Origin of the sequence: Croceicoccus sp. BE223, assembly GCF_031457155.1 — a bacterium.
In the GTDB taxonomy this organism is placed as follows: domain Bacteria; phylum Pseudomonadota; class Alphaproteobacteria; order Sphingomonadales; family Sphingomonadaceae; genus Croceicoccus.
On record NZ_JAVDWB010000010.1, the window covers coordinates 1 to 12754 of the forward strand.

General features: G+C 66.4%; 8 protein-coding genes. 3 read left to right on the forward strand and 5 right to left on the reverse strand.

Annotated features, from left to right (window positions below):
• Both J2X37_RS15835 and J2X37_RS15840 read right to left on the reverse strand, forming a co-directional pair.
• Nucleotides 1-3254, reverse strand: a 3254-nt coding sequence (locus tag J2X37_RS15835; protein ID WP_310023150.1) for a DUF5801 repeats-in-toxin domain-containing protein, incomplete at its 3' end; no start/stop codon positions are given.
• A 529-nt stretch (nt 3255-3783) separates the two neighbouring features.
• Nucleotides 3784-4350, reverse strand: a complete 567-nt coding sequence (locus J2X37_RS15840) for a type 1 glutamine amidotransferase domain-containing protein (protein WP_310023152.1) — start codon at nt 4348-4350, stop codon at nt 3784-3786.
• Between the two features lie 188 nt (nt 4351-4538).
• Here J2X37_RS15840 and parC point away from each other — a divergent pair, with 188 nt between their 5' ends.
• The 3 genes from parC to J2X37_RS15855 all read left to right on the forward strand — a co-directional run bounded on the left by parC (nt 4539) and on the right by J2X37_RS15855 (nt 9190).
• Nucleotides 4539-6848 carry a DNA topoisomerase IV subunit A gene (gene parC, locus J2X37_RS15845; protein ID WP_310023153.1) on the forward strand — a complete coding sequence of 770 codons (2310 nt, stop codon included), beginning with the start codon at nt 4539-4541 and terminating at the stop codon, nt 6846-6848.
• A gap of 3 nt (nt 6849-6851) precedes the next feature.
• The gene (locus tag J2X37_RS15850) at nt 6852-7430 is read left to right on the forward strand and encodes a DUF924 family protein (protein WP_310023155.1); all 579 of its coding nucleotides are present in this window, start codon (nt 6852-6854) and stop codon (nt 7428-7430) included.
• A 131-nt stretch (nt 7431-7561) separates the two neighbouring features.
• Nucleotides 7562-9190 carry a long-chain-fatty-acid--CoA ligase gene (locus tag J2X37_RS15855; protein WP_310023157.1) on the forward strand — a complete coding sequence of 543 codons (1629 nt, stop codon included), beginning with the start codon at nt 7562-7564 and terminating at the stop codon, nt 9188-9190.
• 22 nt (nt 9191-9212) lie between these two features.
• On the opposite strand, the gene J2X37_RS15860 is transcribed toward J2X37_RS15855, so the two are convergent.
• The 3 genes from J2X37_RS15860 to J2X37_RS15870 form a co-directional block, all read right to left on the reverse strand.
• Entirely contained in the window at nt 9213-10619 is a 1407-nt protein-coding gene (locus J2X37_RS15860) for a DEAD/DEAH box helicase (RefSeq protein ID WP_310023159.1), read from the reverse strand.
• Between the two features lie 241 nt (nt 10620-10860).
• Nucleotides 10861-11523, reverse strand: a complete 663-nt coding sequence (locus J2X37_RS15865) for a TIGR02281 family clan AA aspartic protease (protein ID WP_310023161.1) — start codon at nt 11521-11523, stop codon at nt 10861-10863.
• 68 nt (nt 11524-11591) lie between these two features.
• Nucleotides 11592-12746 (reverse strand): CCA tRNA nucleotidyltransferase, encoded by a 1155-nt coding sequence (locus J2X37_RS15870; protein ID WP_310023363.1) that lies wholly within the window; start codon nt 12744-12746, stop codon nt 11592-11594.
• Nucleotides 12747-12754: the final 8 nt, after the last annotated feature.

Sequence of the window (12754 nt, forward strand, 5' to 3'; positions counted from 1 at the left end):
CCGTCCGCCGGGCTTTCGCCGACGTAGCCGATCACCGTGGTGGCATCGACCTGGTAGAGCAGGATCGGCTCGCCCTGGCCGTAGCCGTCGTCGTCATTTGTCGCCGCATCGGTCACGTCGAGCGCGAAAAGGCCCGAGGCTAGGTTCTGGCTGGTCAGCAGCAGCGAATACTGCGTGTCGCCGGGCACGTCGTTGCCATAGTCGGTGCCGTCGGTGAACGCTGCGGTGAAGTCGAAATCGACCGAATCGCGGCCGGCCGGAGCATCGGCATCGGCGGGCGTCTGGTCGGTGTCTTCGTCCTGCCCAGCCGGCGATTCGTCGAGGATGACGGCGTCCGGCTCGTAGTCGGGATCGACCACGATGGTCGGGACATCGTCGCCGAAGCTGATGTTGTCGCCAAGGTCGATGCTGCCGTCGAGGCTTTCGGTATCGCCGTCGGCATCGGTGATGGTGGCGTCATAGGTGGCTTCGAGAACGCCCGCGCCGAGCAGCGTGCTGTCGGTGCCTTCGGCGTGGTCGATCGGGCCGGATTGTTCGAGCGTCAGCGCGCCGGTCGCGGTGTCGACGGTGATGGTGAAGACCACGTCGCCATCGGCCATGCCGACGACCGAGACCTTGCCATCGACCGCAGGACCGTAGCTGAGCGTGATCGGATCGCCGCCGCTGGTCAGCGAGGTGTCGCTGTCGAGGATGGTGAGGCCGTAGGTCTCGCTCAGCGTGCCTTCGCCGTCGGTGCCGTAGCTTGCGGTCGTCACCGAGAAAAACGAGGTAAGGCTCAGCGTGTTGTCGCTGTCGGGCAGATCCGCGTCGCTGGTCGTCGCGACGAGCGCGTCGTCGTTGACCTCGCCGCTTTCGGCGATGACCGAAATTGCCAGCGACGGGCCGTCGTCCTGGATCTGCAGGACGTCGTGGCCGATGCTGAGCTGGGCCGGAGCGGACGGGTCGTTGTCGAAGTCGATCGCGGTCGCCTCGACGAAGAGGTCGCCGTCGACGATGTCGAGGAACGAGGTGTCGTCGTCGTTGGTGGTGTCGGCGTGCCAGACGTTCCCGGTCTGGGTGAAGGTGCCGACGCCGGTGTCCGGATCGATGGTGATCGTGAAGTAGGTGGTGTAGTTCTCGCCGTCCGCCGGGCTTTCGCCGACGTAGCCGATCACCGTGGTGGCATCGACCTGGTAGAGCAGGATCGGCTCGCCCTGGCCGTAGCCGTCGTCGTCGTTTGTCGCCGCATCGGTCACGTCGAGCGCGAAGAGGCCCGACTGAACGCCGTTGGCAGACAGATTGAGGGCATAAGTGATCGAACCGGGACCATCGGCCCCGAAATTCGCGCCGTCTTCGAAGGCATCGGTGAAGTCGAAATCGACCGAATCGCGGCCGGCCGGAGCGTCCGCGTCGGCGGGCGTCTGGTCGGTATCCTCGTCCTGACCGGCGGGCGATTCGTCGAGAATGACGTCGCCAGCCTCATAGCGCGGATCGACCGAGATGGTCGGGCTGTCGTCGTCGATCGTGATGTTGATCACGCCGGTGTTGGCGTCGCCTTCGGAATCGGTGATCGTTGCCACGACCTGCAGATCGAGATCGTTCTCGCCGTCGCCGTCGGCGTGAGTCAGCGGCTGCAGCAGGGTGAAGGTGTATTCACCGGTCGGCTTGCCGTTCTCGTCGACTGCCAGGACGATGGTGAAGACGTCTTCGCCCGTGACCGAATCCTCGCCGGTGAGGGTGTGGGTCGCACTGTTCCAGGTGGTGACCACCGGATTGCCGGCATGCGTCAGGATATCGTTGTAGGTCGCACCAGCCAGGACCACGTTGCCCGGGCCGTCGCCGCCGTACGAGAAGCCGGCGAAGGTGCCGTTGATCACGGTCGCTTCGCCCGGAAGGTCGTTTTCAGGTCCACCGGCGATCCCGTCGTCGAGCCCTTCTTCGTCGACCGCGATGATCGCGGCGATATCGTCAGGGCCGGAGCCGATGGTCGGGCCATCGTCTGTCAGGATGATGGTGAAGGTCGAGGTGTTGCTGACGTCGCCGTCGCCGTCGCGGATGGTGTAGGTGAAGGTCTCGGTGACCGACTGGCCTGGCGCGACATTGTAGTTCGAGGTGTAGACCAGTTCGCCGTTGACGATCGAAATCGTGCCGCCGAGGCTGCCGGTGGCGATGACGATCGCGGGCGTGCCGGCGCCGTCGGCGCCGTATTCGTCGTTCGAGAGCAGCTGCGCGACCGTGCCGACGACGACACCTTCCGCGCTGTCGTCCAGCGTGGCGAGGAGGCCGTCGTTGTTGGTGAACGGTGCATCGTCGATGATGTCGATGCGCGCCGTTCCGGTATCGGAATCGCCCTGCGGGTCGATGACGGTGATCTCGAACTCGACGAAGGTGTCATCGCCGGTCGTGTTGTCGTTCAGCGTGTAGGTATAAGTGATCGACCCGGTGGCGATATCGACTTCGTTGATCACCAGCACGCCGTTGCCGAGCGGGTAGCCCGTCACGAACGGTTCGAGGATGACGACTTCGCCCTGGTCGTTGAGTTCGAAGATGTCCTGCCCGTCGATCAGCAGGCGTTCCGTCCCATCCGGCGAAACGTAGAGGATCGTCCCGGTCGTGGTTTCGCCATCGGTCTGGTCGCGCGTGCCGGGGGTTTCGCCGTCGCGGACCGGCAGGCCGTCTTCATCGACGACGGTACCGTCGCCGGTTTCCGGGATGAAAGTGATCTCGGGCACCCGGTTGACGAGCCCCGGAATGATCTCCTGGTCTTCCGGCTGCGGGAAGAACAATTCGGTGTAGGGGAGAAGGTCGCCGATGTCGTAGGCGGGCTGGATCGGATCGACCGGATCGGCAAAGTTGCCGCCCGAGCTGCGGGTTTCGCCCGCCGCTGGTTCCGGCGCCTCGGCGTTGAGCAGGGCGGCCAGGTTCATCGGCGGCACGGTGACGCCGTCGATCACGATTTCCGGCACGTAGATCGCGCCGTTGATCACGATCATCTCGGTACCGTCGGGCAGCTTGATGACGAGGTTGTCGCCCTGGACGTCGATATCGTCGAGCGAGACGCCCGCGGGCAGGACGAGGACGTTCTCGCGGCCCGGATCGGCGACGACCCGCTTTACGTTGCTGGTTCCGTTGAAGACCGGCGTGGCCTCGGTCAGGCCGAAGGTTTCGTGGTCACCGTTCGAGCCATTGTTCGAGCCGTTCGACTGAAAGTCCATCTGTTCTCGCCCCACATCGGGGTCGTGCGGGCGCACGACCGATCGTTCGTTTCCGGCCATCGGGAATTCCGAATGGACCGTTGCGGGGCGAGTACCGGTGCAAGCAGCGCGTCGAGCCGCGAGCGGCTCCAACAATGTAGAGGGGTGGCAGTAGCTGTACCCCCCAGCATGCTACTTCACGAACTAGATAAACAAGCCCTGCTCAGTGAGACACCTTAAGACATCCGGACCCAATCCTTAAAGCGAATGATTCCGACGGTGCCATTGTGGTGCACCATAATGGGAAAATCGCCGCGCGGAGTGTACCAGAAATCCACCAATCCATTGTTTTCTGTAGATTTCTTACAATGACGGCAATTTGACGAGCGGCGCACGTGCGGGCGCGAAAGGGTAACACGGATGGTTAACGTTTTGCTGCGCGATCCCCGCGATTCGACGCGACTCGGCCCGGCAGAACGTGGCGGATTTGCCGTTCCCTTCCTGCCTCGGACTGCGGTTTGATAACACTCTCAATGGTTAACGCGAGAACCCCGCGGCAAGCGCTGGGCCTGCCGCGGGGTCTGCTTTTCCTCAAGTATATGAACTTAATTCAGGCCACGCTGTCGCTCATCTCTTCTTCCTCGCTTCCCGACAGCGCGCGGAGCCGGGCGATGAGAGCTTCGCTGAACGCCGGAATATCGTCGGGATTTCGGCTGGTGATCAGGTTGCCGTCCTCCGCGACTTCCTGGTCGACCACGTCGGCACCGGCGTTTTCGAGATCCGTCCGGATCGAGGGCCAGCCGGTGATCGTCCGCCCGTCGATGATGTCGGCTTCGGCAAGCAACCAGGGGGCATGGCAGATCGAGGCGATCGGCTTGTCGGCGTTGTCGAACTCCTCGATGATGTCGATGACCCGGTCGTCCATGCGCAGGATGTCGGGGTTCATCTGGCCGCCCGGAAGGAGCAGGGCGGCGTAATCATCGACGTCGACGTCGTCGAGCGAGATGTCGACGTCGACGCTCTCGCCCCAGTCCTTCTGGTCCCAACCCTTGATCGAGCCGCTTTCGGGACTGGCGAGAACCGTTTCGAAGCCGGCCTTTTCGACATTGGCGCGCGGCTGCATGAGTTCCGATTGTTCGAAACCGTTGGTGGCGATGATGAGGACCTTGGCGGTCATGCGAATTCTCCGTTCGAAGGGGTGGTGTCCATTCAACTGCTCAACCGGCGGCGAAGGTGGCCGTTCCCGGCCCTGCGACCGGGCGCGCGGCAGCATCGACAAGCGATGGGGCCGCGCATCGGCGCTAACCGTGGAACATGCCCGGCAAGCCGTTCCCGCAGGCGGGCGGCGCTGCTAGAGAAGCCGGCATGGCCGATGACCCGACCCTGACGACCGAACCCGATCCCTTCGACCGGCTGATCGACGCACCGTTCGACGCGGCGCTGTCGGAACGCTATCTCGTCTATGCCCTGTCGACGATCACCGCGCGTTCGCTGCCGGACCTTCGCGACGGGTTGAAACCGGTGCACCGCCGCCTGCTGTGGGCGATGCGGATGCTCAAGCTCGACCCGCAGTCCGGCTTCAAGAAGTCGGCCCGCGTCGTCGGCGACGTCATCGGTAAGTATCATCCGCACGGCGATGCCTCGGTCTACGACGCGATGGTGCGCCTCGCGCAGGATTTCGCGCTGCGCTATCCGCTGGTGGAGGGGCAGGGCAACTTCGGCAACATCGATGGCGATAACGCCGCCGCCTACCGCTATACCGAGGCGCGGCTGACCCGCACCGCCATCCTGCTGATGGAGGGGCTGGACGAGGGTACGGTCGACTTCATCCCGACATACAACGGAGAGGAGGAAGAACCCGAGATCTTTCCCGGCCTTTTCCCCAACCTGCTCGCCAACGGGGCGAGCGGCATCGCCGTCGGCATGGCGACCAGCATCCCCAGCCACAACGCGGCCGAGATCATCGACGCGACGCTGAAGCTGATCGACAATCCCAAGGCGGAGCATGCCGAGCTCATGGAAGTGTTCCACGGACCCGACTTCGCGACCGGCGGGCTCGTCGTCGACAGCCCTGAGATCATCAGCCACGCCTACGCGAGCGGGCGCGGGTCGTTCCGCATGCGCGGCCGGTTCCATGCGGCGGAGGCCGAGAAGGCCGAGGATCGCGAGGCCGGGATCGAGCGGCTGGGCGGTGGGCAGTGGCAGCTCGTCATCAGCGAGATCCCCTACCAGGTGCAGAAAGGCAAGCTGATCGAGCAGATCGCCGCCCTGATCGGCGATCGCAAGCTGCCGATCCTGGAAGACGTGCGCGACGAGAGCGACGAGCAGATCCGCATCGTGCTCGTGCCGCGCAGCCGCAACGTCGATCCCGAACTGCTCAAGGAGTCCCTTTACAAGCTGACCGACCTCGAAAGCCGGTTCTCGCTCAACCTCAACGTGCTCGACGCCCAGCCGGGCGGCGGGCGCACGCCGGTGGTGATGGGGCTGGGCGAGGTGCTGCGCCATTGGATCGTCGCGCAGATCGAGATCCTCGTGCGCCGGGCAAACTTTCGCCTCGACCAGATCGCCCGGCGGCTCGAGCTGGTCGAAGGCTACATCATCGCCTTTCTCAACCTCGACCGGGTGATCGAGATCATCCGCACCGAGGACGAGCCCAAGCCGGTGATGATGGCCGAATTCGGCCTGACCGACCGGCAGGCCGAGGCGATCCTCAACATGCGCCTGCGCAGCTTGCGCAAGCTTGAGGAAATGCAGCTTCGCAAGGAGCTGGACGACCTCAAGGCCGAGCGGGACGAACTGCAGAAGCTCGTCGAGAGCCCGGCCCGCCAGCGCACCCGGTTGAAGCGTGACCTGGCCGCCCTGCGCAAGGAATATGCCGAGGACACGCCGCTCGGTCGCCGCCGGACCACGATCGCGCAGGCCGCCCCGACGGTCGAGTTCAGCATGGACGCGATGATCGAGAAGGAGCCGGTCACGGTCATCATGTCGCAGCGCGGCTGGATCCGCGGCTTGAAGGGCCATGTCGAACTTAACGGCGATTTCAAGTTCAAGGAAGGGGACGGCCCCGCCTTCGCGCTTCACGCGCAGACGACCGACAAGCTGCTGCTCGCCACCGCTGACGGGCGCTTCTACACTCTGGGCTGCGACAAGCTGCCCGGCGGCCGCGGCTTCGGCGAACCGGTGCGCACCACGCTCGACATCGACCCTGCCACCGCCATCGTCGCGATGATGGTCGCGCGGCCGAAGGGGCAGGTGCTGCTGGCCTCGGACAACGGGCGCGGCTTTGCAGCGGGGATGGACGAGCTGCTGGCCGAAACGCGAAAAGGGCGTGCGGTGGTGAACCTGAAACCCGGCGTGACGCTCAAGGTGGTGCGCGAAATTCCGGCCGATCACGATCACGTCGCGGTCGTCGGCGACAACCGCAAGCTGGTGATGTTCAGCCTCGAGGAATTGCCGGTCATGACCCGCGGGCAAGGCGTGCAGTTGCAGCGCTACCGCGATGGCGGGCTGTCCGATGCCACCACGCTCAGGCTAGAGGAAGGCCTGTCGTGGAAGATGGGCGGCGACAGCGGGCGCACCCGGACCGAGAGCGACATGTGGCAATGGCGCGTCGCCAGGGGCGCGGCTGGCCGCCTGCCGCCACAGGGTTTTCCGCGCGACAACCGGTTCGACTGAGCCATGGGCCATGCCCGACCCTGGCTCGCGGTGCTGGACTTCTGGTTCCGCGAACTGACCCCGGCGCAATGGTTCGAAGGCGGCGACGACATCGACAAGACGATCCGGGACCGGTTCGCCGAGCGGGTCGATCAGGCGCTGGCCGGAACGCTTGATGACTGGGCTGCAACGCCGCGTGGACGGCTCGCGCTCGTCATCCTGATCGACCAGTTCACCCGCAACGTCTTTCGCGGCGAGGCGCGGGCCTTTTCGGGCGACGACAAGGCGCAGAAGCTGGTTCTCGCGGGCCTCGACCTCGCGGCGGACAAGGCGCTGACCCTGTCCGAGCGCCAGTTCTTCTACATGCCGCTGATGCATGCCGAGGATCTGGCCTTGCAGGATCGCAGCGTCGCGCTCTTTGCCGCGCTGGAGGCGGAGGTGGCCGGCATCCACGCCTTCGCCCGCGGGCATCACAATGTCGTTGCCCGCCATGGCCGTTTCCCGATGCGCAACGCGGCACGGGCCCGCGCCGACACCGAGGCGGAAAAGGCCTATTTGCGCGACGGTGGCGGTTATCCGGTCGACGGAGAGCGGCTGGGCTGACCATCCGGCCCGCGCCGGGCCGTCTTTGCCGCATCGGTCGATGGCGGCGGTTGCCATCGCGCCCGTTCCCGCGCAATCTGCTAAGGGCCCCGCGAGAGGGTGATGACGAGAGGTGAAGGATGCTGGGCCTGATGCAGGACTGGCCGCTGACGGTCGACCGGATTCTCGACCACGCGGCGCGATACAGCGGTGATACCGAAGTCGTGACCCGCCGGATCGACGGTTCGATCCACCGCTCCAGCTATGGCCATGTCCGTGCCCGCGCCAAGCAGGTTTCCGCCGCGCTGCGCGACCTCGGCGTCCGCCCCGGCGACCGGGTCGCGACGCTGGCGATGAACAGCGACCGACATATGGAGGCCTGGTACGGCACGATGGGCATTGGCGCCGTGCTGCACACGCTGAACCCGCGGCTGCACCCGGCGCAACTGGCCTGGATCGCCGAGCATGCCGGCGACCGGGTCATCATGCTCGACACCTGCTTCGTTCCCCTGATCGAGGTGGCGCGCCCGCATCTGACGGCGCAGCACTACGTCATCCTCGCCGACCGGGAACACATGCCCGAAACCTCGTTCGCGGCGATCTGCTACGAGGACTGGATCAGCGGGCAGGGCTTCGACACGCCGTGGGGCGAGTTCGACGAGAATACCGCCTGCGGCCTGTGCTACACCTCCGGCACGACGGGCGATCCCAAGGGGGTGCTCTATTCGCACCGATCCAATGTCTTTCACGCGATGATGGCGGTGAACAAGAACTGCTTCGACATCGGCTATGTCGACACGGTCATGCCGGTCGTGCCGATGTTCCATGCCAATGCCTGGGCGCTGGCGTTCGCCGCGCCGCTGGTCGGGGCCAAGCTGGTGCTGCCGGGCGCCGGGATGGACGGCGCCTCGCTCTACCAGATGCTGGACGAGGAGCAGGTGACCGTGACCGCCGCGGTGCCGACGCTGTGGCTCGGCCTCCTTGAACACTTGCGCGCGAACGACCTGAAGCTGCCCTGGCTCGACCGGGTCTGCATCGGCGGATCGGCTTTGCCCGAAGTCGTGCTGCGCGCTTTCGAGGCGGATTACGGGGTCGAGGTCGGCCACGCCTGGGGCATGACCGAAATGTCGCCGATCGGCACGCTGTGCCGCGTTCCGCGAGACAGAATCGACGCGCCGTTGGAAGAGCGGGTGCCCTACAAGCTGAAGCAGGGGGTGCCTGCATTCGGCACCGACACCAAGGTCGTCGACGAACATGGTGACGAGATTCCCTGGGGCAGCGGGCGCACCGGACGGCTGCTGGTCAAGGGGATCGCGGTGGTCGATCGCTATTTCAAGGGCGAGGGCGAAATCCTGGGCGAGGACGGCTGGTTCGACACCGGCGACCTCGCGACGGTCGACGAATGCGGCTCGGTGCGGCTGACCGATCGGGCCAAGGACGTGATCAAGTCGGGCGGCGAATGGATCAGCTCGATCGACCTCGAAAACGCGGTCCTGTCCCATCCCGGCGTCGCCAATGCCGCCGCCATCGCCATGCCCGACGAACGGTGGGGCGAGCGCCCGCTGCTGGTGATCCAGCCCGAGCCCGGCCAGGCGCCGGACGAGGCGGACCTTCGCGCGTTTCTGGCCCCGCGCATCGCGAGGTGGTGGATGCCCGACCGTTTCGAATTCGTCGATGCGATCCCGCTGGGCGCGACCGGCAAGGTCAACAAGCTGGCCTTGCGCGCGCGGTTTGCCTCGGGCGACGCGCCGAAATGCGAAAGCGTTCCGGGCGCCGCCTGAGGGCAGTTTTCAGAGAGCGTGTTCAGCGCGCGCGAACCGCGTGCTTGTGGGTGCCGACGGTCTTGGGTCCCTTGGGGCGGAAGCGGCGCTTCTGCGGACGGCCCATGTCGTCGCGCGGCTGGCCATCGCCGCGATTTTCGCGGTCCTTGCGGGCCTTGCGATCCTCGAAGGCGCGGCTGTCGCCGCCCTTCTTCTGCTGCGGGCGGGGCTTGCGCGCGGGACGTTCGCCATATTCGGCGCCGGCGGGCGCGCGACCGGCCTTGGGCAGGGCGGCGGCGCGCTTCTCGAAGTTCTCGACCAGCGGCATCGGCGTCAGGCGCACGCCGGTCAGCTTCTCGATGTCACGGATATAGGGCTTCTCATCCGGCGCGATGTAGCTGATCGCCACGCCGTCCGCGCCGGCACGCGCGGTGCGGCCGATCCGGTGGACGTATTGCTCGGCGACGTTCGGGATCTCGAAGTTGAAGACGTGGCTCACGCCGGTCACGTCGATGCCGCGCGCGGCGATATCGGTTGCCACCAGCACCGGCACTTCGCCCTTGCGGAAGCCGTCGAGCGCACGGGTGCGCTGCGCCTGGCTCTTGTTGCCGTGGATCGCAGCCGCGCTGATGCCGGCGGCGACGAGATGGCGCACGACCCGGTCCGCACCGTGCTTGGTGCGGGTGAAGACCAGCGTTTTCTCGATCTCGCCGCTGGCAAGACCCGCCTGAAGCGAAAGGGTGAGGAGCGCCTGCTTCTCGGCCTGGTTGACGAACGTGCCGTACTGCTCGACCCGTTCCGCGGTGGTGGCCTGCGGCGCGACCTCGACCTTGACCGGGTTGTTGATGAAGCGCTGCGACAGGTCGGCGATGTCCTTGGGCATCGTCGCGCTGAAGAACAGCGACTGACGATCCTTGGGCAGCAGGTTGGCGACGCGGGTCAGCGGCTTGATGAAGCCGAGGTCCATCATCTGGTCGGCCTCGTCGAGCACGAAGATCTCGACGTGCTTCAATGTCAGCGCGCGCTGGTCGATCAGGTCGAGCAGGCGACCGGGCGTCGCCACCAGAACGTCGACGCCGGGCACCAGGCGGCGGGCTTGCTTGCCGACCGGCACGCCGCCGAACACGCATTCCACGTTGATCGGCAGGTGCTTGGCATAGCGGCTCATGTTCTCCGCGATTTGCGCTGCCAGTTCGCGGGTGGGCGACAGCACCAGCATCCGGCACGAAGCCGGGCCGGGCTTGCGATAATCGGCGGCCAGGCGATGCAGCGAGGGTAGCGAGAACGCCGCGGTCTTGCCGGTGCCGGTCTGCGCGATGCCGAGGATGTCGCGTCCTTCCATGAGGGCGGGAATCGCCTGGCGCTGGATCGGCGAAGGCTCGGTGTAACCCTTGGCGGCAAGCGCACGAAGGATGGGCTCGGCAAGGCCGAGGGATTCGAAATAGGACATGCAAATACTCACGTTGACGCGTCGGCCCCACGGGCCGCGCGCATTGGGTTCGTCATGCGACCCGTGCGTGAAAGGGGAAGCTCGATGGTGACCGTAGATCCGCCCCGGGCCACTCCGCATGTCAATGTCGCGGGCGCTCACGCTGGCGGCGGATGGCCCCGAGGGGGCCGTCACCGAGGGCTCAGATAGTTGCTGCGGCTGCGAAATGCAAACGAAACGTCAGATGCGTCGCGATTTGGGGTCAGCCGGTGACGGGAAGCTGCGCCTTGTGCGGCACGAGGATGAGCGTCCCGTCCTTCACTTGCCAGCTTTCCAGTTGCGACATGAAGTTCATGCCGAGCACGTTCATGCCGTTCATCGTCGGTGCGATGACCGCGCGCAAGTCCCGGGCGGCGATGGTGCCGGTTTCCAGCTTGTCGATCTGTGTCAGGTAGGCGGGCGCGGTGCCGTTCGCGGTTTCGAGCCTGACAGTGCCGAGGCCCTGCTGTGCCTCGATCCCGGCGGCGGCGGCGGTTTCGGGCGAGATCGCGGTGAGGCTGGCGCCGGTGTCGACGAGAAACCGCGTCGGGTGGCCATTGACCCGCGCTTCGATCCAGTAGTGCCCGTCGCCCGACAGCGGCACGTGCGTTTCCTCGCCGTCGATCACCTGTTCGGGCACGCCCAGTTGCGGCAGCGCCAGATCGGGGTTCATCCGGGCGAAGTCGATCGCGGTCAGCACCAGCACGACGACGAGGCCGAACGTACCGGCACCGCGCACCAGCCCGCCGGCGGTCGGCATCCGGCGGGCCAGCGCGCCGCCCATGATCGACAGGAACAGCGCGGCCAGCGCCACGGCGAGCAGCGGGTGGGCGGCGAAAGTGTCGCCCTGGGGCAACGAGCGCAGGAACGCGGCGACGTCAGGCATGAGGGCGATATGCCACGATCACCCTTTCGCCAGCCTGACGCAATGCCGGCGGCAGGGCGAGCGAGGCCTCAGCCACGCGCAGCGATTTCCTCGGCCATGATCGCGCGGGTGCGGGCCTCGTCCGGAAATCCCTCGTCGATCCAGCGCGCCTCGACCTGGCGGAGCAAGCGAGCGACTTCGGGACCGGCGCCGACGCCGGCGGCGACCACGTCGCCGCCCTTGATCGGCAGGTCGGGCACAACCCATCCGGCAAGCTTTGCGACGGAGGCGCCGCACAGCAGCAACCTGTCGCGCGCGACGTCGGTGCCCAGGCGATAGGCCAGCGCGCGCGGATTTTCGCAATCGGCATCCTCGCGGCCGGCGTCCTGCACGATGCGCTTCTTCTGCGCGTTGGACAGGCGCAGGCGCGCCGCGACCTGTTCGGCCAAGGCGGGATCGGGCGGCAGCAGGGCGGCAAGGCGACGGATGGCGTCGGGTTCGATCCCGGCTTCGCGCTCGGCTGTGACGAGGCGGGCGAGGCGATCGATCTGGACCGCGCCGGTTTCGGGCAGCACCACACGCAGTACGCCAAGCTCGGCCATACGCGCGACCGTCGCCGAGGGATCGGGCAGGGCCAAGAGGTTCTGCAGCTCCCAGCCCACCCTTTCGCGCGACAGGCCCTTGAGCGTCGCGGCCAATTCGCGGCAGGCGGCGATCGCGTCCTCGTCCGCCGGTTCGCTGCCAAAGCGGGCCTGGAAGCGGAAATAGCGCAAGATGCGCAGATGATCCTCGCGGATGCGCTGGCGCGCGTCGCCGATGAAGCGGACGCGCCGGGCGGCGAGATCGTCCAGGCCGTCGAAATAGTCCGATATCTCGTGCGTGACGGGGTGGGCGTAGAGCGCGTTGATGGTGAAGTCGCGGCGGGCGGCATCATCCTCCCACGCATCGGCATAGGCAACGGTGGCGCGCCGCCCGTCGGTCTCGACATCGCGGCGCAAGGTGGTCACTTCCACCGGGCCGCCGTCCAGCACCGCGGTGATGGTGCCGTGCTCCAGCCCCGTGGGCACGGTCCGGATCCCGGCCTCAGCCAGGATCTTGACGACTTCGGACGGGTGGTGACGTGTCGCCAGGTCGATGTCGTGCGCTTCGTGCCCCATCAGCGCGTCGCGGACACAGCCGCCGACATAACGGCACTGATCCGCGCCCAGCGTCTCGACCAGTTCGGCTAGGTCCTCGCGCCCCATCCAGGCGG